20 protein-coding genes are annotated in these 20,075 nt (G+C 73.0%); 8 read left to right on the top strand and 12 right to left on the bottom strand.

What is annotated here, in order from left to right; translation table 11 throughout:
- Positions 1 to 55 precede the first annotated feature (55 nt).
- A complete protein-coding gene (locus tag Saso_RS06755) occupies positions 56 to 997 on the top strand; it encodes a DMT family transporter (protein WP_189927369.1) in 942 nt (313 codons plus the stop codon).
- A gap of 593 nt (positions 998 to 1,590) precedes the next feature.
- Here the strand turns inward: Saso_RS06755 and Saso_RS06750 are convergent.
- Positions 1,591 to 2,922 carry an aminotransferase class I/II-fold pyridoxal phosphate-dependent enzyme gene (locus Saso_RS06750; RefSeq protein ID WP_189927368.1) on the bottom strand — a complete coding sequence of 444 codons (1,332 nt, stop codon included), beginning with the start codon at positions 2,920 to 2,922 and terminating at the stop codon, positions 1,591 to 1,593.
- A gap of 35 nt (positions 2,923 to 2,957) precedes the next feature.
- Here Saso_RS06750 and Saso_RS06745 point away from each other — a divergent pair, with 35 nt between their 5' ends.
- Both Saso_RS06745 and Saso_RS06740 read left to right on the top strand, forming a co-directional pair.
- On the top strand, positions 2,958 to 3,638 hold the full coding sequence (locus tag Saso_RS06745) for a pyridoxamine 5'-phosphate oxidase family protein (RefSeq protein WP_189927367.1): 681 nt from the start codon (positions 2,958 to 2,960) through the stop codon (positions 3,636 to 3,638).
- Positions 3,638 to 4,309: an FMN-binding negative transcriptional regulator gene (locus Saso_RS06740; protein ID WP_189927366.1), complete on the top strand. Its 672-nt coding sequence runs from the start codon at positions 3,638 to 3,640 to the stop codon at positions 4,307 to 4,309. Before Saso_RS06745 ends, Saso_RS06740 begins: the two co-directional genes overlap by 1 nt.
- A 66-nt stretch (positions 4,310 to 4,375) precedes the next feature.
- On the opposite strand, the gene Saso_RS06735 is transcribed toward Saso_RS06740, so the two are convergent.
- On the bottom strand, positions 4,376 to 5,374 hold the full coding sequence (locus Saso_RS06735; RefSeq protein WP_189927365.1) for an EamA family transporter: 999 nt from the start codon (positions 5,372 to 5,374) through the stop codon (positions 4,376 to 4,378).
- A 52-nt stretch (positions 5,375 to 5,426) separates the two neighbouring features.
- The gene (locus Saso_RS06730; RefSeq protein WP_189927364.1) at positions 5,427 to 5,990 is read right to left on the bottom strand and encodes a Clp protease N-terminal domain-containing protein; all 564 of its coding nucleotides are present in this window, start codon (positions 5,988 to 5,990) and stop codon (positions 5,427 to 5,429) included.
- A 263-nt stretch (positions 5,991 to 6,253) separates the two neighbouring features.
- Between Saso_RS06730 and Saso_RS06725 the strand changes: the two genes are divergently transcribed.
- Positions 6,254 to 6,682: a type II toxin-antitoxin system Rv0910 family toxin gene (locus Saso_RS06725; RefSeq protein WP_189927363.1), complete on the top strand. Its 429-nt coding sequence runs from the start codon at positions 6,254 to 6,256 to the stop codon at positions 6,680 to 6,682.
- 111 nt (positions 6,683 to 6,793) lie between these two features.
- On the opposite strand, the gene Saso_RS06720 is transcribed toward Saso_RS06725, so the two are convergent.
- On the bottom strand, positions 6,794 to 7,435 hold the full coding sequence (locus tag Saso_RS06720) for a PadR family transcriptional regulator (RefSeq protein WP_189927362.1): 642 nt from the start codon (positions 7,433 to 7,435) through the stop codon (positions 6,794 to 6,796).
- 120 nt (positions 7,436 to 7,555) lie between these two features.
- Between Saso_RS06720 and Saso_RS06715 the strand changes: the two genes are divergently transcribed.
- Positions 7,556 to 8,359 (top strand): SDR family NAD(P)-dependent oxidoreductase, encoded by an 804-nt coding sequence (locus Saso_RS06715; RefSeq protein ID WP_189927361.1) that lies wholly within the window; start codon positions 7,556 to 7,558, stop codon positions 8,357 to 8,359.
- Between the two features lie 133 nt (positions 8,360 to 8,492).
- On the opposite strand, the gene Saso_RS06710 is transcribed toward Saso_RS06715, so the two are convergent.
- From Saso_RS06710 to Saso_RS06685, 6 genes are all read right to left on the bottom strand, one after another.
- Entirely contained in the window at positions 8,493 to 9,332 is an 840-nt protein-coding gene (locus tag Saso_RS06710; protein WP_189927360.1) for a class II glutamine amidotransferase, read from the bottom strand.
- A gap of 47 nt (positions 9,333 to 9,379) precedes the next feature.
- Positions 9,380 to 9,814, bottom strand: coding sequence for a DUF7144 family membrane protein (locus Saso_RS06705; protein WP_189927359.1), 435 nt, complete (start codon positions 9,812 to 9,814; stop codon positions 9,380 to 9,382).
- 142 nt (positions 9,815 to 9,956) lie between these two features.
- Positions 9,957 to 10,388 carry an SHOCT domain-containing protein gene (locus tag Saso_RS06700; RefSeq protein WP_189927358.1) on the bottom strand — a complete coding sequence of 144 codons (432 nt, stop codon included), beginning with the start codon at positions 10,386 to 10,388 and terminating at the stop codon, positions 9,957 to 9,959.
- Positions 10,389 to 10,499: 111 nt separating this feature from the next.
- Positions 10,500 to 11,207, bottom strand: a complete 708-nt coding sequence (locus tag Saso_RS06695) for an HdeD family acid-resistance protein (protein ID WP_189927357.1) — start codon at positions 11,205 to 11,207, stop codon at positions 10,500 to 10,502.
- A gap of 43 nt (positions 11,208 to 11,250) precedes the next feature.
- On the bottom strand, positions 11,251 to 11,448 hold the full coding sequence (locus tag Saso_RS06690; protein ID WP_189927356.1) for a hypothetical protein: 198 nt from the start codon (positions 11,446 to 11,448) through the stop codon (positions 11,251 to 11,253).
- A 461-nt stretch (positions 11,449 to 11,909) separates the two neighbouring features.
- The gene (locus tag Saso_RS06685; RefSeq protein WP_189927499.1) at positions 11,910 to 14,630 is read right to left on the bottom strand and encodes a LuxR C-terminal-related transcriptional regulator; all 2,721 of its coding nucleotides are present in this window, start codon (positions 14,628 to 14,630) and stop codon (positions 11,910 to 11,912) included.
- Between the two features lie 230 nt (positions 14,631 to 14,860).
- Here Saso_RS06685 and Saso_RS06680 point away from each other — a divergent pair, with 230 nt between their 5' ends.
- On the top strand, positions 14,861 to 15,679 hold the full coding sequence (locus Saso_RS06680) for a PhzF family phenazine biosynthesis protein (protein WP_189927355.1): 819 nt from the start codon (positions 14,861 to 14,863) through the stop codon (positions 15,677 to 15,679).
- 20 nt (positions 15,680 to 15,699) lie between these two features.
- On the opposite strand, the gene Saso_RS06675 is transcribed toward Saso_RS06680, so the two are convergent.
- Positions 15,700 to 16,479, bottom strand: a complete 780-nt coding sequence (locus Saso_RS06675; protein ID WP_229901533.1) for a CPBP family intramembrane glutamic endopeptidase — start codon at positions 16,477 to 16,479, stop codon at positions 15,700 to 15,702.
- Positions 16,480 to 16,815: 336 nt separating this feature from the next.
- Entirely contained in the window at positions 16,816 to 18,333 is a 1,518-nt protein-coding gene (locus Saso_RS06670; RefSeq protein WP_189927353.1) for a glutamate--cysteine ligase, read from the bottom strand.
- 588 nt (positions 18,334 to 18,921) lie between these two features.
- Here Saso_RS06670 and Saso_RS06665 point away from each other — a divergent pair.
- The gene (locus Saso_RS06665; RefSeq protein ID WP_189927352.1) at positions 18,922 to 19,512 is read left to right on the top strand and encodes a hypothetical protein; all 591 of its coding nucleotides are present in this window, start codon (positions 18,922 to 18,924) and stop codon (positions 19,510 to 19,512) included.
- Positions 19,513 to 19,859: 347 nt separating this feature from the next.
- The gene (locus Saso_RS06660) at positions 19,860 to 20,048 is read left to right on the top strand and encodes a DUF5999 family protein (RefSeq protein ID WP_057580598.1); all 189 of its coding nucleotides are present in this window, start codon (positions 19,860 to 19,862) and stop codon (positions 20,046 to 20,048) included.
- Positions 20,049 to 20,075 lie beyond the last annotated feature (27 nt).

Below are 20,075 nucleotides of genomic sequence, written 5' to 3'. Positions count from 1 at the left end.
ATCGCGCGAAAATTCTCGATTGTGTAAGGGGTCGGCGTCCAGCATCGTTGCGCTCATGACTGCTGTCAGCGCCCCCGCCCGGACCTCGCCGCAAGCTCCCGCCACTCCCGTCCGCCCCCGCCGCGCCCTCGACTGGCGGCTGCGCTTCGGTGCGCTGTCGCTGATCTGGGGCTTCAGCTTCCTGCTCATCAAGGTCGGCACCGGGGGCTACGCGCCGCTCCAGGTGACGCTGGGCCGGCTGGCCTTCGGGACGGCGATGCTGCTGGCCGCGATGGCGGTGAAGCGCGAGCGGCTGCCGCGCGGGGCACGTACATGGGCGCACCTGACGGTCGCCGCGTTCCTGCTCAACGCGCTGCCCTTCTCCCTGTTCGCCTACGCCGAGCTGACCATCCCCTCCACCCTGGCGGGCATCTGCAACGCGACCTCGCCGCTGTGGGGCATGGCCCTGTCCGTGGTGGCGCTCTCCGAGGACCGCCCGACCCGGCTGCGCGTCGCGGGCCTGGGCCTCGGCTTCCTGGGCGTGCTGACGGTCCTGGGCGCCTGGCAGGGCTTCCACGGCCTGGACGCCCGGGGCACCACCCTGGCCCTGCTGGCCTCGCTCAGCTACCCGGTCGGCTGGATCTACCTGCGCCGCACCCTGGCGCGCACGGGTTCGTCGGCGCTGTCCATGACGGGCGCGCAGCTTCTGCTGGCCACCCTGCAACTGGCGGTCGTCACGCCCGCGTTCACCTCGTTCCCGAGCCACTTCCCCGTCGTGCCGCTGCTCGCCACCGCCGCTCTGGGCGCTCTCGGCACGGGTCTCGCCCTGCTGATCCAGTACGGCCTGGTCGCCGAGGTCGGCCCGACGACGGCACAGATGGTCACGTACTTCATCCCGGTCATCGCGACGGCGGCGGGCGTAGCGATCCTGGGCGAGCCCCTGAGCTGGTCGACACCGGTGGGCGCGGCCATCGTCCTCGCGGGAGCCGCGCTGACCCAGGCCCGCGCCAAGTCCTGAGGCCGAGTGGCGTGCACGGGCCGGTGCGATACGGCCCGTCGACGCCGTGCGGATCCCTGGGCCCATTCCGATCCCCGCCCCCCCGACGACGCCGGGCTCGCTTGCGGGCGGGCGCGATCGCGAGGGGCGGCGGTCGACACGGCGGACGGCTGCCCAGGCCCGAGGCGGCCCGCCGGGGCCGCTGTCCACCGGGTCTCGCGTGCGCGGGGGCCGCATCGCGCGTGCGGCCGTCGCCGTCGCGCGCGGCGGACGGGGTCGGGTGGGCGGGAGGCGACCCTTCGCACCGGCAGGCGGTCGGCCATCCCCCGCGGGGGATGGCCGCGGGGGATGGCCGACCCGCCGAGACTGCCGCCCCCAGGCGTGAAGCCCGGGCGGTCGGCGTCCCGGGTGCGGGAGCCTGCCCGGCACTCCGGCAGCCGGGCGGCCGGGCGGCCGGCCCGTCACGTGGGAGCCCGGCGGCCTGGTTCCGGCCGCCGGGCAAGAGCCGGCCGGGCTGCGACGCCGCTCACCGGGCACGCTCGTGGGCCGCACGGCCACCGCCGACGGAACCGGGTCGCGGACTCCGGAACGGCCGCCCCGGGGGCCGGGCCCCGTCAGACGTAGCCGCGTACGTCTCCCACGCGGATCGCGGACGCGACGGTGTCCGCCAGGTCGCCGATCTCCTGGGGGTCGAGTGCGGAGACGGTGATCCGGATGCCGGGGGGCGCCTCGATGCGGAAGCGGGCCCCGGGTGCGACCGCCCAGCCCGCCTGGAGCAGCCGGGCCACCGCCCCCGTCTCGTCGGTCACCGGGATCCATACGTTCATCCCGCTGCGCCCGTGCGCCTCGACCCCGCGCGCGGCAAGCGCGGCGATCAGGGCGTCACGCCTGCGCCCGTAGGCACCGGCCACCTCCGCGGCGTCCACCACGCCGTCGGCCCACAGGCGCACCACCGCCCGCTGGGTGATCCGGCTGACCCAGCCGGGGCCGAGCCGCTGCCGCCCGCGCACCCGGTCGAGCGTGACGTCGTCCCCGGCGAGGACCGCGAAACGCAGGTCGGGCCCGTACGCCTTGGCCACCGAGCGCACGAACGCCCAGTGCCGGGTGACGCCCGCGAGGGGGTGCAGCGGGAGATCGACGATCCCGTGACCGTGGTCGTCCTCCACGAGCAGGGTCGAGGGGTACTCCCGCAGGACGTCCCGCAGCGCACGCGCGCGTGCGGCGCTCACCGCCGCACCGGTCGGGTTCTGCGCCCGGTCGGTGACGATCAGGGCCCGGGCCCCGGCCTCCAGGGCACGTCGCACCTGCTCGGGCAGCGGGCCGTCGTCGTCGACGCCGACCGCCGCCGTACGCAGCCCGAGCGCCGGGACGAGGTCCAGCAGGGAGCCCCAGCCGGGGTCCTCGACGGCCACGGTGTCACCGGGTCTCACATGCGCGGCGAGGACGCGTTCGATCGCGTCCAGCGAGCCGGAGGCGACGGCCACGGGACCGCCCGGCACGCCGTCCGCGTCCAGCTCGGCCCTGGCCGCGCGCGCCAGCTCGGGCTCCACGGGCGCGTGCCCGTACAGGACCGGCTCCCGGTCGCCCTGCGCGACGGCCCACGCGAACGCCGGCGCCAGCGGTGGGAGCAGCGCCGTGTCCGGGTTGCCCGCGGCAGCGTCCCGTACGCCCTGCGGCACCTCGACCCGCAGGAACTCGCGTCCGGTCGTGGCGGGCTTCGGACGCACCCGGCTGCCCCGCCGGCCGTCGGTCTCGATCACCCCGCGCTCCCGCAGGATCCGGTACGCGGCCGCGACGGTGTTCGGGTTCACCCCGAGCTCCGTCGCCAACTCCCGCATCGGCGGCAGCAGTCGGCCCGGCTCCAGGTGCCCCGCACCCACCGCCGCCTCGATGCTCGCGGAAATGTCGGCTGCACGCCGGCCTTCGATCCGATATTCTCCTAGCACAAAGCATATTATGCACTAGTGCAATGGAGAGCGCCATGCAGGGGACCCCGCAGACGACACGGGCCGCCGCCTACACCCCGACCGACCGCACGATCCCGACCCGGTCCGCGCAGAAGGCGTCGTACGACAAGGAGCTGGTGCACGCGATACTCGACGAGGGCTACGTCTGCCACCTCGGCTTCGTCCGCGACGGGGCGCCGGTCGTGCTGCCGACGCTGTACGGCAGGGTCGGCGAGACGCTCTACGTGCACGGTTCCACGGGTTCGCGTCCGCTGCGCATGACGGGGCAGGCGGACCCGGGACTGCCGGTGTGCCTGACGGTGACGCACGTCGACGGTCTGGTGCTGGCCCGCTCGGCCTTCCACCACTCGATCAACTACCGCTCGGTCGTGGTCCACGGCACGGCGTACGACGTGACGGACCCGCAGGAGAAGCTCGCCGCGCTCGACGCCCTCGTCGACCATGTCGTACCGGGTCGTGCCGCCGACTCGCGCCCCGCGAACAAGAAGGAACTGGCGGCGACGGCGGTGATCCGCCTCGACCTGAACGAGGTGTCGGCCAAGACCCGTACCGGCGGGGTGAACGAGGAGCCCGAGGACCTGGCCCTCCCCCACTGGGCCGGAGTGGTCCCGCTGCGCAAGGGCTACGACGCGCCCCTCCCGGACGAGTTCCTCGCCCCCGGCACCGCGCTCCCCGACTACCTCGCGGTGCCGTGATGCTCGTCCACCCCTGGGACGCGCCCCACGACGACGCCGAGTGGCAGGACTGGCTGGCCGCCCACGACTTCGGGCAGCTCGCGGTCAACGGTCCGGCGGGCGAGCCGCCGTTCGTCCAGCCCCTGCACTTCGCCTACGACCCGGCCGCCGGTGACGCCGTCACCCACCTGGCCCGCCCGAACCCCCTGTGGACGGCCCTGGAGGCCGACCCGACCGTGGTGCTGAGCGTCGTCGACGACTACGTGTTCGTCCCCGGCCCGTGGCAGTCCCCGCCGGGCGCGCCGCCCGAGCACGGCACCCCGACGAGCTTCTACGCGGCCGTCCAGCTCCGCTGCACGGCGCACGTCGTGGACGACGCGGCCGCCAAGGCCGACCTGCTCGCACGCCAGCTGGGCCACTTCCAGCCGGAAGGCGGCTCGGCCCGGCCGACGGTCGGCGAGGCGCCCTACGGGCGGCTGCTCTCCGGCATCCGGGGCATCCGGCTCGAGGTGACCGGCGTCCGCGCGAAGTTCAAGTACGCGGCCCACCGGCCGGACGAGACCCAGGACCGTATCGCCGCCGGACTGGCCGCCCGGGGCGGCCCACGGGACGCGGCGGCTCACGCACACCTGTCCCGCCGCCGCGGGCACGACGCCCCCGGCCACCGGCCCTCCCCGCCCGCGCGGACCTGACGGCCCGGCCCGGCCGCGCGGACGCCAGGTGGCCGGCCTGCCGACGGCGGCGGTCCCGGAGCGGTCCTAGGTGGCCGTTCCGCGGGCCGACAGCTGCCTTTCGGGGCTGCCGCCGGCGATGGGCCCGGACGAGTTCTTCGCCGGCGCGGACGACTGCGCGATGAACGCGCCCAGGAGCACGACCGCCCCGCCGACGATCTGCGGCGCGGAGAGGTGCTCGCCGAGCAGCACCCACGCAAGGACTGTCGCGATGACCGCCTCCAGACAGGCCACCACACCCGCCACCTGCGGCGACAGCCGACGCACGGAGACCACCCCGGTGACGTAGGCGACCACCGTCGCGAGCAGCACGATCCACGCGAGCAGCAGCCAGGCGGGCACCTCGGTGCCGTTCATGCCCGCGGTGTGCGCGAGCACGGACCAGTCCATGCCCCACGGGCGGGAGACGGCGGTCAGGACGACCGCGCCCAGCAGCAGTCCGTAGGCGATCACACCGAGCGGGTCGGGGGCCTCGTCCCCGGAGTCGCTGCCCTGGTCGGACAGGACGAAGTAGCCGACCTGGCAGCAGGCGGCCGCGAGGGCGAGCAGCAGCCCGACGGCGTCGAAGCTCAGTCCCGCCCAGACCTCGACGACGCAGGCCAGACCGCCCACGGCAAGGACGACGCCGACGGCGGCGGCACGGGTGACCGGCCGGCGCTGCACGAACCGCACCCAGCCGAGCACCAGCGCGGGCGCGAGGTACTCCACGAGAAGCGCGACGCCCACCGGGATACGGGAGATCGCCGCGAAGTAGAACGCCTGCACCCCGGCCACGCCGAGCAGACCGAACCCGGCGAGCAGCGCGGGCCGGCTGCGCAGCAGCGCACGGTGGCGCCAGGCGAGCGGCAGCATCACCAGAGCCGCCCCGGTCACCCTCAGCCACACCACGTGGAGCGGGTCGAGACCCGCCTCGATCAACGGCTTCGCGGCGACCCCGGACCCGCCGAAGGCGATGGCCGACCCGACCGCCAGGCCGAGCCCGAGGCCCTTGCCGCGGCTGCCCTTGCTGCTCGCATACGTACGCACCCGGACATGATGACAGGCGATGACATGAGCGTCACCCCCGTTGACACCTGTCTCAACCGGTGAACGCCGAGGCCCCCTCGGTGCCGTCATCAATCCGGGCACGCAGCTCCGGGATGTCGACGGCCGCGTGGTCCAGCACCTCGACGGCCCTGGCCCCCGGCTCCGCGACGATCGCCGCGAGCAGGTCGACGCCGCCGGCCGTCCGCGCACCGCGCCGTTCGGCCCGCACGCACGCGTGCTCCAGCGCCTCGGCGGCCAGCGGCGAGAGTCCGTCGCCGACCGCACCGACCAGGCCGACGGGCAGCAGGGATCCGGCGTCCCCGGCATGCTCGACACCGCTCTGCCAGCGCAGGCCGTAGCCGATGCTGCGCTGGACGAGGTAGCCGAGCAGCCGCGCGAGCTGGGGTCCGCCGCCGAGGACGGTCCGGACCTGCGGGTCCTGTTCCAGGAGCGAGTGCAGCAGATGGGCGGTGTCGATCTGCCGGTCCCCGTCCCGGACCGCCCGTCGGCGTGCGGCGGCGAGCGCCGCCGAGAGCTCCGCGGCGAGCCTGGGGTCGTCGTCCGTGCCGTGCGCCACCGGGTTCTGGAGCGGCAGCCGGGAAGTACGGGGTTGCACGGCCCCCACCCCATCAGTTCCGGCCGGGTGCCGTCATCGCCGGAGGGGAGCATCTTGGCGTCCCACGCTGAGCGGACCGGGGCCGCCGGAATCTCCTCCCTACGGATGAGATCAGGCCGTTCCACGCGCGCGCCGCGCGCCGCCTTGCCCGGGCCTTCGCCCTCCACAATTCCTGACGGTTCGTCAGTATTGAATGTTGGAGGTCCTGGAGCTACGTTCCGCGACACCGCAACCCGAGTTGCCGGACACGAAGAGGTGGTCGCATGGCCGAAGTCAGCGCGCAGGCACGCATCGAGGCACCGGCCGAGAAGGTGTGGGCCCAGCTCACCGACTGGCCGACGTACGGGGAGTGGAACGCGACCCACACCAACTTCCCCAAGGGCGGCCCGGAGACCCTGGAGGTGGGGGCGACCTTCCAGGAGAACATGAAGCTCATGGGCTTCCCGGCCGAGGTCGAGTGGACCGTGAGCGAACTCGAGCCCGCCCGGCTGCTCGCGATCCGCGGGAAGGGCCCGATGGCGGTGTCCGTGGCGACCCGCTACACCCTGACACCCGACGGGGACGCCACCACCGTGCGGATCGACGGCGAGTTCACGGGCGCGGCGGTGTCCCTCATGGCGGGCCGCCTCAAGGACTCGGGCACGGCCGCGCTCAACGAGTCGCTGCGCAAGCTGGGCGCTCTGGTCGCCTGACCCTTCCGCTCACCGCCCGCCCCTCGGCCGGCCCCGGCCGGCCCCCACAGGCAAGCGCCCCGCGGACGATTCCGCGGGGCGCCCCTGTTCGCCTTTCGGCGTGCCGACAGGTCAGTCCTCGTCGGCGAGGATCAGGTACAGCTTCTTGCGGGCCTCGTTGATGACCGTGAGGGCCTTCTCGCGCTGCTCCTTGCTGCCGGTCTTCCACACCTGGCCGAAGGCCTCCATCAGGCCGAAGCCGGCCTGGCGGATCTCACCGAGGGCCTCCCAGTCGACCCCGCGCGAGGCCTCCTCCCAGGGGGCCTCCGGGCCGTCCCCGGCAGCCGTGCGGCCTTCGTCGGTGAGCGAGAACAGCTTCTTGCCGCCTTCGCTCGCGCTGCTGATCAGGCCCTCGTCCTCCAGCAGCTGGAGGGTGGGGTACACCGAGCCGGGGCTGGGCTTCCACGCCCCGCCGCTGCGCTCGGCGATCTCCTGGATCATCTCGTAGCCGTGCATCGGCCGGTCCTTGAGCAGGGCCAGGATCGATGCCCGTACGTCACCGCGCCGCGCCCTCCCCCTGGGCCCGCCACGCCCTCGTCCACCCCAGGGGCCCCCGAAACCCGGGCCGAAGCCGGGGCCGCCGGGGCCGAAGCCCGGGCCACCGGGGCCACCCGGACCGAAGGGCCCGAAAGCCGCCCGTCGCCCGTCGAAGCCACCGCGGCCGCGCCGGGGGCCGTCCTGACCATGTCCACGCTCAAATCCGTGGGTACGCATCGCCAACCACTCCTTCATTCCATCGTTGATCTGTCGCGATGCGTCAACGATATATCGGGACTGTTCGCTTGGCAAGGGTCCGAGCCCGTGGGGACGGCGGGCGCCCTCTAGGGTGCGGACATGACATCGAGCAGCCCCGCGCACGGCACTTCGGCCTCGTACCTCTCCGGACTCTTCTCGCTGGACGGCCGGGTCGCCCTGGTGACCGGCGGCAGTTCCGGCATCGGCCGGGCCATCGCCGGAGCCCTGGCGCGGGCGGGCGCGAGCGTGGTGATCGTGGCGCGCAAGGAGGCCGAGCTGGCCGCCGCCGTCGACGAACTCACGGCGGACGGCTGCCGGGCGGCCTGGGTCAGCGCCGACCTCGGCACCCGCGAGGGGGTGCGGGCCGCGGCCGAGCAGGCGGCCCGGGTCTTCGGCGAGCCGGACATCCTCGTCAACAGCGCCGGGATCAATCTGCGCCCGCCTATGGGCGAGCTGGGCGAGGAGGTCTGGGACGCCACGATGGCGGTGAACCTAGAGGCGCCCTACCTGCTGGGCCTGCGGTTCGGGCCCGGCATGGCCGAGCGGGGCTTCGGACGCATCATCCACATCAGCTCCCAGCAGGCCCACCGGGCGTTCGTCCAGAGCGGCGCGTACGGCGTCTCCAAGGGGGCGCTGGAGTCGCTGGCCCGCTCCCAGGCCGAGGCCTGGTCGCCGCACGGCGTCACCTGCAACACGCTGGTGCCCGGCTTCGTGCTGACGCCGCTCAACATGCGCTTGCAGTCCGACCCTGAGCGGGTGGCGGCCCTGGCCGCACGCACGATGGTCGGGCGCAACGGCCTCGCCGAGGACTTCGCCGGCGCCGCCGTGTTCCTGGCCGGCCGCTCCTCCGGTTACGTCACCGGGCAGTCCCTCTTCGTCGACGGCGGCTTCTCCGTCCACTGAGCCGGGCCCGGCAGGGTGCTGCCCGGGCCGGCTCCCGCACAGTCGGCGGCCGGGCCGCGTACCGCACAGGCGGCGGGCCGGACCCACCCGAGCGGGTGAGTCCGGCCCGCACCGTCCCGCCGGGGCTCCGGTGCTAGGCCGCCTGCGGAACGAAGGGCACCATCTCGTCCCCGTCCGGCTGGACCACGCCGTAGGTGCTCTCGGGGACCTCGTTCCAGGCGCCGGGCAGATCGCCCAGGGGCTCGGAGACGATGAGCCGGGTCTCGTCGGAGACCCCGCGCAGGAACCCCATGTCGGGGTGGAGCGCCCGGAGGGTGTCCACACGGGTGCTGTAGAACAGCGAGCGTGAGGCTCCCTCACTGGAGTAGCGGAAGGCCCACAGCCGTGCTCCGTCGGTCACGGCCACCGTCATCTGGACCGGGAACTCCACTCCGTGGGCGCGGCCGGTCCGCTCGACCAGGCCGACCATCCGTGCGACGGCGCCCGGCGGATCCTCCTCGAGGCCGAGGGTCAGCGCGAGGAAGAACATCATCTCGGAGTCCGTCGATCCCTCGATGTCCGGGAACAGCCGGGGATCGACGGCGAGGGCGAGGTCCCGGCGGATCCGGTGGAAGCCGGCGATCGCGCCGTTGTGCATCCACATCCAGCGGCCGTGCCGGAACGGGTGCGAGTTGGTCTGCTGCACCGCCGTGCCCGTCGAGGCCCGGATGTGGGCGAAGAACAGCGGCGAGCGGACGTGACCGGCGATCTCCCGGAGGTTGCGGTTGCTCCAGGCCGGGCCGATCTCCCGGACGACGGCCGGGCTCCCGTCGTCCGAGTCCGGCCCGTACCAGCCGACACCGAAACCGTCACCGTTGGTCGTCTCGACGCCCATCTTCGAGTGCAGACTCTGGTCGATCAGCGAGTGCGCCGGCCGATAGAGGATCGTTTCGAGGAGTACGGGAGTGCCCGAGTAGGCGAGCCAACGGCACATCGTCTACCGCCTTCCTGAGAGTGCCGGACGGTACGGGCCCTGCTCGGTCACTCCGTGGACCGGTCCGGCTTGACCACGCACAGCGCCCAGATGACGAACCCGGAGAAGGCGATCATCACGACCGACCAGACCGGGTAGTACGGCAGGGAGAGGAAGTTGGCGATGACGATCAGCCCTGCGATGGCCACGCCCAGGACCCGCGCCCACATCGCCGTCTGGAAGAGGCCCAGGCTGACGATCACGGCGACCACGCCGAGGGCCAGGTGGACCCAGCCCCAGCCGGTGAGGTCGAACGCGAAGACGTAGTTGCGGGTCGAGAGGAAGACGTCGTCCTCCGCGATGCCCATGATGCCCCGGAAGATGTCCAGCACTCCGGCGAGCAGGAGCATGACGGCGGCGAAGGCCATGAGTCCCTCGGCCCAGTTCTGCTTGGCCGTACGCTGCCCGGCGGACGCCGCGTGGGTGGGGTGTGTCGCTGTCATCCCGATGCCTCGTTTCGCTTGGGTCCGGCTCGTTTCGGTTCGGATCGGTGGAAGGGGATGGGGGGTGGTTCGGGGGGGCGAACCGGGGTCGGTCCGGTGCGGACCGGGTCCATGGGGCCCGGGCCCGTGCGGTGCAGGACGGTCAGTGGCCGGAGCCGCTCAGGACCATCTGCTTGGCCCTGTTGAACTCCTCGTCCGTGATGTCACCGCGGGCCCGGATCTCGGACAGCCGGGCGAGTTCGTCCACGCTGCTGGTCGGGCCGGAGCTGCCCTTGGCGGTCTCACGGATGTAGCTGTCGAACGCCTTCTGCTGGTCGCGCGCCTGGGCGATCTCCCTGCGTCCCATGTTCTTGCCCCGTGCGACGACGTAGACGAAGACACCCAGGAAGGGCAGGACGATGCAGAACACCAGCCAGCCGGCCTTGGCCCAGCCGCTGAGCTCGTCGTCGCGGAAGATGTCCACGACGATCCGGAACAGCAGGACGAACCACATGATCCACAGGAAGAACACCAGCATCGTCCAGAAGGCGCTCAGCAGCGGATAGTCGTATGCGAGGTACGTGTCCCCACTCATGTCTTCTCTCCGTTCCGGGCCGAGGCCCGACATGGCGTTGTGTGCCGTCATCAGAGTGCGTGCGGGCGGGTACCGGCGGATCACCCGGTGCGGGTGAGTGCGCCGCCCGACTCATACCGGGTTCACCGGAGCTCCCGGTTCGGTGATCTGCCGGCGGGCCCTGCGCAGCGCCGAACGCCACGCGAAGGCGACCGCGGCCTCGACCAGGCCGAGCAGGACCAGCCACAGGCCGAGCAGCCGGGTCAGCGCGCGGGCCGACTCGGTGGGCAGCGCGAGGACCACGATCCCGGCGACGATGGCGAACACGGCGGCGCCGAGGACGACTCCCCGGTGGGGCATGTTCTTGTCGGCGAGCGCGGTGTGGAGGGTGAGGATGCCGGACACCAGCCACAGGACGCCGACGATCAGGGAGAGCGTGGCGATCGTCTGGAGCGGGTTGCGCAGGCACAGCACGCCGGCGACCACGTAGAGCACCGCCAGCAGGAGGCCGGTGAGGCGTTCGCCGTGCTCCTCCCTGCCGAAGGCCGCGACGAACCGGAACACCCCCGTCACCAGCAGGTACAGGCCGATGAGGACGGCGAGGACGTGCAGGGTCTCGTCGGGCCAGACCAGGATCAGGATGCCCGGCACGAGGGTGGCGACCGCCGAGCCGAGGATCCACGTCCAGGACCGTCCGAGCACGGCCAGCGCCTCGGCGGGATCCGTGGCCGCCGGTCCGCCGGCGGCCGGTCCGGGAGCCACCGTGCCGGGCGGCCGCTCCGGCCGGCCGGACGGGCCGTCCGGTCCGGTGTGCGGTGCGGGACCAGGCGAAACGCTCATGACTCCTCCTCGCGCCCGGCCGGGGACGACGGCCCCCGGCTCGTCACTCCGGCAGTTGACGCATCTCCAGCACCCGCAGCCCCAGGGACTGGCAGCGGGCGAGCAGCCCGTACAGGTGCGCCTCGTCGACGACGTAACCGAACAGGACCGTCTGCCCGGACATCACCACATGGTCCAGTTCGGGGAACGACCTGGTCAGGGCCTCAGACAGGTGTCCGTCCACGCGGATCTCGTAGCGCATGAGCTGCTCTCCCCGGGGTGGCCTGGGACTGGCGGGCTGCGCACTCACCCTGCGATGGTCCGTCCGCCGCCGTGTCCCGGCCTCACCCGCAGCGGGCGATACTCACGGGCACCCTGCCCCGGGGCCATGTCTCAAGGGCAGTGCCCTCGGGAGCCGAGTCTCGGGCCGGGCCTCGCGGGCCGAGCACCGGGCCGTATCTCACGGGCCCTGCCCCACGAGCCCTGCCCCACAGGCCGTGTCCCACAGGCCGTGTCCCACAGGCCGGGACTCGCGGGCCAAGCCCTCGGGGGGCGTGCCTCACGGCCGGGCCTCGGGGCCGTGTCCCCGGGAGCGGCACGGCATCCCCGGCGAGCGGTGGACACCGCCGATCACCCACATCACCACCGCCGCGTGAGCATCACATGGGCCACGTCGATCTCAGACACCACGCAGACCTCACCCGTCACACGCGAGCGCTCGGATCAGAGCAGATCGAGTTCGCGGGCGCGGCGCACCGCTTCGTTGCGGCGGTTGACGGCCAGCTTGCGGTAGGCGCTCTTGAGGTGCGTCTTGACCGTGTTCACGGAGACGTAGAGGTCGGCGGCGATCTCCTCCGTCGACATGGTCAGGGCGAGCCGGCGCAGCACGTCGAGTTCGCGGCCGCTCAGCTCCTCGACGATCATGAACTGCGGAGGGCCGGAGGCGGGGCGGCCGCCGGTGTCGGGCCGGTCCCCCGCCGGGACACGGGGCGACACGGCGTCCAGCACCGGACGGATCCACGGACCGGCCTCCAGGAAGGGCCGTCGCAGCCCGTCCCGTCGCGCCTCGCGCAGGGCCAGGGCGACGAGCCGGTGCGCGGTGGCCGTGTCGCCCGCCTCGTTCGCCGCCTGCGCCCGCACCAGCGTGGCCCGGACGGTCACCGCGGGCCCCGCCCGGCCCTCGGAGCGGACGCTGTCGAGCAGCTCCATCGCCGCCTCGGGCCGGCCCGCCGCCAGCTCGGCCCGGGCCGCCCCCACCACATAGGCGGGCTGCGCCTCGGACACCGTCCGCAGCACGTCGACGGCCGTCTCGGGGCGGCCCTCGGCGATGTGCGCGGCGGAGACGACGAGCGCCGTCTGCCCCGCGGCCCACGGGGAGTCCACGGCGGCCGGGACCACCCGTTCCACCGCCTTCAGGGCGGCCCGGGGGTTGCCGCGGGCCAGTTCCAGCCGGGCCGTGGCGAGGGCCCGGCCGGCCTCCATCACGGGGTCCCGCAGGGCCGGGTGCGATTCGGCCGCCTCGTCGAGCAGGGTCCGCGCCCGCGCCAGGTCGTCACGGTCCACGGCGACGGCGGCCAGCACCAGCCGTCCCATGCCGGAACCGGACGGCTGCGGCACGCCGTACCGTTCCGTCTCGGTCATGGCCGCCAGCGCCTTGCGTTCCGCCAGGCCCGGCCAGCCGTTGAGCTGGTCGATCAGTGCGAGCCGGCCGAGCGAGTCCTCACGGGCGAGCGCGGTCGACGCTCCGGCGGAGGCTCCGACGACCTTCGACAGGACGGCGCACGCGTCCTCGAACCGTCCGGCCCACAGGCGCGCGGAGCCCAGGTGGGCCAGCAGGAGGGCGGTGAGTTCGGGGTGCTTCTCCAGCAGGTGGGCGGGGGCCTGGTCGCACAGGGTCTCGGCGGCCGCCGCCGCCTTCTCCGCCCGGTCCGGCGCGCCGGTCAGCCGGGCGGCCAGCGCCTCCAGAAGCGCGCAGCTGAGCCGGGCCGCGACGAGCTCGGGCGCCTCGTCCTCGGGGCCCCGTCCGGCGGTCAGGGCCTGTTCCGCCACGTCGTCCGGCAGTGCCGTCAGACCCAGCGCCGCGGTCAGTCCCTGTTCCGCGTGGCGCAGGTGCGTCAGGCCGCGGTCGAGGTTCCTGCGGGACAGGTCCCGGGCGGCGCGGACGAGGTCCGTGGCGGGGCTCGTGGCCTCCGGCCCCATCGGGGAGAACAGGTCGGCGATCTCGTCGGAGCGCCAGCCGGTGAAGAGCCAGCCGATGGCGAGGTCGTCGATGAGGGCGTCGGCGGTGAACTCCCAGTCGCCCGCGGCCGCCCCCTGGCCCAGGGTCTCCGAGAGGGATCCGCAGCCGCGCAGCCAGTGCGCGGCCTGCCGGTGCAGGTCGGGCTCCAGGCCGGGTGAGCGCAGCCGCAGATGGGCCCGGAGGATCTCGCCGAACAGCGGGTGGAGGCGGTACCAGTCCTGTCCGAGGTGCTCGACGAACGCGTTCTCGCGGCACAGGTCGGCGAGGACGGGCCCGGCGTCGGTGCGCCCGGTCAGCGCGTTCACCAGCTCGGGACGGAACCGGTCCAGGACGCTGACCCGCAGCAGAAGGTCCTGTGTCGCGGGCGGCTGCCGTCTGAGCACCTCCGCCAGCAGGAAGTCCGCGACCGTGCTGTGGTCGGCCTCGAACTCCTTGAGGTACGTCTCCGGGTTCGGGTCCTCCCGTGCGGCGAGGGCGCACAGCCGCAGGCCGGCGGCCCAGCCGCGGGTGCGCTCGACGAGCCCCTCGGTCGCGTGGGCCGGCAGGCGCAGTCCGTGCAGGTCCAGGAGTTCGGCGGCCTCCTCGGCGGTGAAGGCCAGTTCCGCGCCCCGGATCTCGGTCAGCTCGCCGGCCGCCCGGTAGCGGTGCAGCGGCAGCAGCGGTTCCGTGCGGGTGACGAGGATCAGGCGCAGGCCGTCGCCCGCGTGCCGCAGCACGAACTCCAGCTGCTCCGCGATCTCCGGGTCGGCCACCCGGTCGAACTCGTCGAGCACCACGATCGCGGGGTGCTCAAGGCCGCTCAGCTCCGCGGCGAGCCGGGCCAGCAGCTTGGGCGTCACGCGGCTCGCGTCCGCGGGGCAGCCCACTCCGGCGGGCAGCACGGTTCCCGAGGCGCGCAGGGCCTGGAGCAGGTACGCCCACAGCATGCCCGGGCCCTGCCCCGCCGCGTCCGTGGTGAGCCAGGCGACCCGCTCCCGGGACGCCGCCCAGTCGGCGACCAGCAGGGTCTTCCCCGCGCCCGCGGCGCCGTTGACCATGGTCAACGGCGTCTGCATGGCCTCGTCGAGATGCCGGACCAGGCGCTCGCGCCGCAGGAACGTCACCGGCCGTGCCGGTGCGACGAACCGCGTGCGCAGAAAGGGGTCACCCTGGGGATCGGCGTATGGCGCCGTCGGATCGGTACCGCTGTCGTCGAGCCCGTCCATGGCGCTCACCGCCACTGTTCGTCAGGTCATGGGTAGCGCTCCCCCTCAGCATCCCAGGGTTCGGCCCGGAGCGCGCTGCGGAAGGTCACGGAGCGTATCGGGGGAAGATCGCGCACCACGCACGTTCACCGGCGCGCCCGCGCCGATCGCGCCGCCGAGGGACGGAACGGGGCCAGGACTCGCGGATTGGCCTTGGCCAGGGGATCGGGGCTCGCCGTACCGTCACCTGCATGCGGATTCGAATCGTCGACGCCTTCACCGACCGTCCCTTCGCCGGCAACCCGGCCGGGGTCCTGCTCCTGGACGGCCAGGACTCCTTCCCGGACGACACCCGGCTCCAGCAGATCGCCCTGGAGGTCAACCACGCCGAGACGGCGTTCGCCCACCCGCTCCCCGGGGGCGGCGAGGCGGACTGGGCGCTGCGCTGGTTCACGCCCGCGACCGAGGTCGACCTGTGCGGTCACGCCACGCTGGCCACGGCCCATGTCCTGCACACCACGGGTGCGCACACGGGACCGGTGCGTTTCGCCACCCGCAGCGGTGTGCTCGTCGCGACGCCGGACCGGGACGGCTCGATCACTCTGGACTTCCCGACCGCCCCGCTGACGGAGGTGGAGATCCCGGCCGGGGTCGGCGAGGCCCTCGGCGCCGCGCCCCTGGCCTGCTTCGACACCGGCCCGAACGTCGGGGACCTGCTGGTCGAGCTCGCCGACGAGAAGACCGTCCTCGCGCTGCGGCCCCGGCACCGGGACCTGGCGGCCCACTCCCGCCGCGGCATCATCGTCACGGCCCGTGCCGAGGACCCGTCCCAGGGGTACGACTTCGTCTCCCGCTGCTTCTTCCCGAACGTCGGCATCGACGAGGACCCGGTGACGGGCAGTGCGCACACCGCCCTGGCGCCCTACTGGTCCGAACGGCTCGGCGGCACCGTCCTGACCGGCCTTCAGGCCTCACCCCGGTCCGGTCGCGTCCGTACCGAACTGCTGGGCGGGCGGACGCTGTTGACCGGTCGCGCGATCACCGTCATCGAGGGCGATCTGCTCGTCTGACCCGGCCGGCACCCGCCGGCTCACGCCGTCGGCAGCCAGTCCACCTTGCCCGCGAGCAGCGCGTATCCCACGAAGGCACCGATGTCGAGCAGGGAGTGGGCCACCACCAGGGGGCCCACTCGGCCCCAGCGCCGGTACAGCAGGACGAAGACCACGCCCATCACCATGTTGCCGATGAAGCCGCCGATCCCCTGGTAGAGGTGGTACGAGCCGCGCAGCACGGAACTGGCGACGAGCGCGGTGCCCGGCGTCCAGCCCAACTGGCCCAGCCGGCGCAGCAGATAGCCGACGACGATGACCTCTTCGAGGATCGCGTTCTGCATCGCGGACAGGATCAGCACCGGGTACTTCCACCACACGTCCGGCAACGCCTCGGGCACCACCGTCAGGTTGAATCCGAGGCCACGGGCCGCCAGGTAGAAGGCGATGCCGGTGCTGCCGATGACGGCGGCGACCGCGGCTCCGCGGCCGAGGTCGGGCCAAGGCCGGGTCCGGTCGAAGCCGAGGGTCCGCAGGCTCTGTCCCTCGCGCAGCAGGAAGTGCGCGACGAGGGCCACCGGGACCAGCGCCGTGGCGATCCCGAACAGCTGCCAGGCGAGGTCGAGCCAGGGGCGGCCGGGAGCCGCGGAGGCGTTGAGGGTGGCCGCCTGGTCCTTCAGACCGCCCGGCTTGGTGACCGATCCGACGAAACTGATCAGGGCGGACACACCGCTCGCGCCGAGCGAGACGCCGAGCACCAGGAGCGTCTCGTCACGGAAAATCCGTCGCGAGAGCTGTTCCCGCGGAAAAGCACCAGCCACCGACCCTGCCTCCACCTGCGCACCTGCCTCTGATCGCGGGCTCCCGCACGCCCGCGGCCCTCTCGCCAGGCTCTCGGAAGAAGCTGTGGAGATCGTGCGTGACAGGCCGACGGGAGGACGAGCTGCCCGTGCGGAGCGTGTTTTCCGCGGTCGTGCGGCGGAGCCCGCCGCCCGACCGCCGGAAGACGACGTCACCGTCCCGGGAGAGCACAGCTTGCCCGATCACCCCGGACGAGCCGTCGGCGACCCCCACCCCGGACCGCCCGCGCCCCGAGACAACGACGCCCCGAGGCCCTCGCCGCACCCGCCACGCACAGGACGCCGGGCCCCTGTCGGTCATGCCAGGGGTGCCGCCTCGGGGATGCCCACCGGCCAGGTGTGCACGGGCTCGCCCAGGTGCATCAGTTCCGCGTAGCGCCGGGTGGTCGCCGCCAGTGCGGCGTCCCGCGACAGCCCGGTCTCGAGCGCCCGGTGGAAGGTGGCCACCTGCCAGGTCGCCCCGTTGGTCCGCCGCCGGCACCGTTCCTCGATGACCCCGAGGTACAGATCGCGGTCGGCCGGCTCCACGCCCCACCCGGTGAGGCCCGCCTCGGCCAGGGGCAGCAGCTCGTCCCGTACGAGACTGACGGCGTCCATCTCGACCAGGCCGCCCAGCCGCCCCCGCCGGGGCCATTGCAGCCGCGCCTCGATGCCGTACCGGCAGGCCGCGTCGAAGTTGGCGGCGGCCGTCTCGAACGGCAGCCTGGTCCACACCGGCCGCGACTCCTCCGCCAGGGCGCGGACGACGCCGTAGTAGAAGGCGGCGTTGGCGATCACGTCGGTCACCGTCGGCCCGGCGGGCAGGACGCGGTTCTCCACCCGCAGGTGCGGAACGCCGTCCGCGATGCCGTACACGGGCCGGTTCCAGCGGTAGACCGTGCCGTTGTGCAGGACGAGCTCGGCGAGCGAGGGCACCCCGCCCGCCTCCAGGACCTCCAGCGGGTCCTCCTCGTCGCAGATCGGCAGCAGCGGCGGGAAGAAGCGCAGGTTCTCCTCGAACAGCTCGTACGCCGAGTCGATCCACTTCTCCCCGAACCACGTCCGCGGCCGTACGCCCTGCGCCTGGAGCTCGGGCGGCCGGGTGTCGGTGGCCTGCTGGAACAGCGGGGGCCGCGACTCCCGCCACAGCTCGTGCCCGAACAGGAACGGCGAGTTGGCGCCGACGGCGATCTGCGCGGCGGTGACCGCCTGGGCGGCGTTCCACACCGCGGGGAAGCGCGCCGGCGTGACCTGGAGGTGCAGCTGCACGGAGGTGCAGGCCGCCTCGGGCACGATCGACTTCGAGGTGCACGACAGCCGCTCGACCCCGTCGATCTCGAGGGCGAAGTCCTCTCCCCTGGCGGCCACGATCTGATCGTTGAGGAGGGTGTAGCGGTCGACCTCGGAAAGGTTCGAGGAGACCAGGTCGTCACGGTCGAGGGTCGGCAGAATGCCGATCATCACGATGCCCGCGTCGACCTCGCCCGCCTTTCGGTGGGCATATGCCAGTGACGTACGGATTTCCTCGGCGAGCCGGTCGAAAACACGGCCGCCCAGCCGGTGTGGGGCTATGTTGACTTCCAGATTGAACATGGCGAGTTCTGTTTGGAAATCCCGGCTGGCGATCCTCTCCAGCACTTGCCCATTCAGCATTCTCGGCTGACCGTCCGCACCCGCGAGATTCAGTTCGATCTCGAGCCCCATGAGGTTCTTGGGACGGTCGAAGCGCTTCTGGGCCAGGAGCCGCTCGAGCCCCGTCAGACACCGCTGGAGCTTGTCCCGGTAGTGCTGACGATCGGACAGGTCGAACGCGCCTGCCACGACCTTTTCCCCCATCGAAGCGTCCCTCCTCGCGTGGGCGGGCCGATGCTCGGGCCGCCGGATGATCCGTTCAGGTGGGATGATGCCCAGCCCGGCCGATCGATAACGTCCCCGGTGTGCCGCCGGGCCCGCTAGGCTGACCGAAAGCCTCTGGAGGTGACCTGTGGCACATTCACGGGGCATGCGGCCGGGCGCCCTTTGCCGGACGCCCTTTCACGAAATCCGGAACTCGTGAAAAACGCCGACAGGAATGAGCCGACCGCTGCCTGGGCATAAGGCGAGGTCATCGTCTCGCCGCCCGTTGTGAATCGGGATGTTTCACCACCTGTCGCCGACCGGATGAACCCTTGCCGGGTGTCCCGGGATCGACTAGACGAAACACAGTCTGAACACATGTCGTATAAACTCCGCGGACAAGGCAGAGAAGGTTGGCGCCCACGGTCGAAGGAGCCTGCCGTCGAGATGGCGGCGGGCCGCTCGCGTACCCCCGCACTCCCCCGCAGACTCCGGCCCCCGCCTCTCCGACCTGTCGAGAGCAAGCTGACAGCGCCGTCCGCCCACGCCCTCGCGCCACCGTGCCTGTCGAATGAGAGGCGATCCACCATGCCTTTGCATGTCCCCCCGGCTCCCGCGCCCGCCCTGCGTTCCGTCCTCATGGCACTCGGTTCCCCCACCGCGGTCCGCGAGGCTCGTACCCCCTCCCTGCGCACCGCCCAGGGCGACACCACCCCCGAACTCCCGCTGCCCCTGCACGTGCTGGACCGGATCACCCCCGAAGGCGTGGCCGAGACCCGGCTGGCCGGCTGGCGCTTCGTGATCCGCTGCGGCGACCGCTCCGTGGCGGCGGCCGACACCCGGCTCACCCCGGACGGCTGGGCGTTCTCGCACTTCTTCGAAGGCCCGTACATCGCCTCCACCGAACGCGCCCTGCGCCAGGCCGAGTCGACCCCGCAGCCGGTCCAGGCGCGGCTGCTCTCGGTGCCCGGGCTCTACATGCTCACGCTCTGGCTGCACGGCGACAGCGACTCGGACGGCACCACGGGCCACCCCGCCCCGACCGACGTGCTGGTACCGCTGGCGCCGGCGCCGCCCGGGATCGCCGCGCACCGCGCCCACCGGGTCGACGAGTTGCTCCCGCTGCTCAGTCCCCGGGCGAAACCGGCGGCACCGCCGCTGCTCGGTTCGCCCGCCTGACCGGCCGGGCCGGACCCCGCCCCGCACCCCGTCACCGCGGCCCCGGTGGCGGGGTGCGGCGCGTCCGGCACCCCGGCCGGGCCCCCTCTTCCGTCCGGACTAGCCCTATCCGGCCACCAGGAACCACCCGAAGTGACAGTGCGGTTGGGATGAACCGCCCGCCCGGGTGACGCGTCATGAACCTGTGAGGAGCGGTGCCGCGAAATCCCTGCGGATCGACCGCCGTGGGGCAACACTGGGTTCCGACGGACTTATCACAACGGGGGGCGGCCATGAACGACGTTTCACGCCGCGGAACAGACACGACAACCAACTCACACCACACGCCAGAGCGGAAGTTCCCATCCATGTGCCAGCACCAGCCACCGTGTCCGACAGCGACCTCAGCCGACCGGGAGTCGGCGCGCCTCGTGGCGCACCACCCGGAACAGGGCTGGAGCCTGCTGTGCAACGGCGTCCTGCTCTTCGAGGACACCGGTGAGCTCCTGCCCGACGGCCGGGTCATCGCCCCCCACCGGGTCGTGACCGCCGCCTGAGCACGGGCCGGACGGCGCGGGACCGCC

The sequence above is a fragment of the Streptomyces asoensis genome (genome assembly GCF_016860545.1).
Lineage (GTDB): Bacteria > Actinomycetota > Actinomycetes > Streptomycetales > Streptomycetaceae > Streptomyces > Streptomyces asoensis.
The sequence above is the reverse complement of the archived record's forward strand: the minus strand, read 5'-3'. Positions and strand labels throughout refer to the sequence as shown.

Excerpts from the sequence above, each read along its gene's own strand:
- Saso_RS06690 (WP_189927356.1), bottom strand. The coding sequence starts at position 11,448 with ATGCGCTACGAGATCCGCGTGGACGGACACCTGTCTGAGGCCCTGACC.
- Saso_RS06660 (WP_057580598.1), top strand. The coding sequence starts at position 19,860 with ATGTGCCAGCACCAGCCACCGTGTCCGACAGCGACCTCAGCCGACCGG.
- Saso_RS06680 (WP_189927355.1), top strand. The coding sequence starts at position 14,861 with ATGCGGATTCGAATCGTCGACGCCTTCACCGACCGTCCCTTCGCCGGC.
- Saso_RS06700 (WP_189927358.1), bottom strand. The coding sequence starts at position 10,388 with ATGAGTGGGGACACGTACCTCGCATACGACTATCCGCTGCTGAGCGCC.
- Saso_RS06715 (WP_189927361.1), top strand. The coding sequence starts at position 7,556 with ATGACATCGAGCAGCCCCGCGCACGGCACTTCGGCCTCGTACCTCTCC.
- Saso_RS06695 (WP_189927357.1), bottom strand. The coding sequence starts at position 11,207 with ATGAGCGTTTCGCCTGGTCCCGCACCGCACACCGGACCGGACGGCCCG.
- Saso_RS06670 (WP_189927353.1), bottom strand. The coding sequence starts at position 18,333 with ATGGGGGAAAAGGTCGTGGCAGGCGCGTTCGACCTGTCCGATCGTCAG.
- Saso_RS06745 (WP_189927367.1), top strand. The coding sequence starts at position 2,958 with ATGCAGGGGACCCCGCAGACGACACGGGCCGCCGCCTACACCCCGACC.
- Saso_RS06755 (WP_189927369.1), top strand. The coding sequence starts at position 56 with ATGACTGCTGTCAGCGCCCCCGCCCGGACCTCGCCGCAAGCTCCCGCC.
- Saso_RS06705 (WP_189927359.1), bottom strand. The coding sequence starts at position 9,814 with ATGACAGCGACACACCCCACCCACGCGGCGTCCGCCGGGCAGCGTACG.
- Saso_RS06665 (WP_189927352.1), top strand. The coding sequence starts at position 18,922 with ATGCCTTTGCATGTCCCCCCGGCTCCCGCGCCCGCCCTGCGTTCCGTC.
- Saso_RS06685 (WP_189927499.1), bottom strand. The coding sequence starts at position 14,630 with ATGGACGGGCTCGACGACAGCGGTACCGATCCGACGGCGCCATACGCC.
- Saso_RS06720 (WP_189927362.1), bottom strand. The coding sequence starts at position 7,435 with ATGCGTACCCACGGATTTGAGCGTGGACATGGTCAGGACGGCCCCCGG.
- Saso_RS06710 (WP_189927360.1), bottom strand. The coding sequence starts at position 9,332 with ATGTGCCGTTGGCTCGCCTACTCGGGCACTCCCGTACTCCTCGAAACG.
- Saso_RS06725 (WP_189927363.1), top strand. The coding sequence starts at position 6,254 with ATGGCCGAAGTCAGCGCGCAGGCACGCATCGAGGCACCGGCCGAGAAG.
- Saso_RS06740 (WP_189927366.1), top strand. The coding sequence starts at position 3,638 with ATGCTCGTCCACCCCTGGGACGCGCCCCACGACGACGCCGAGTGGCAG.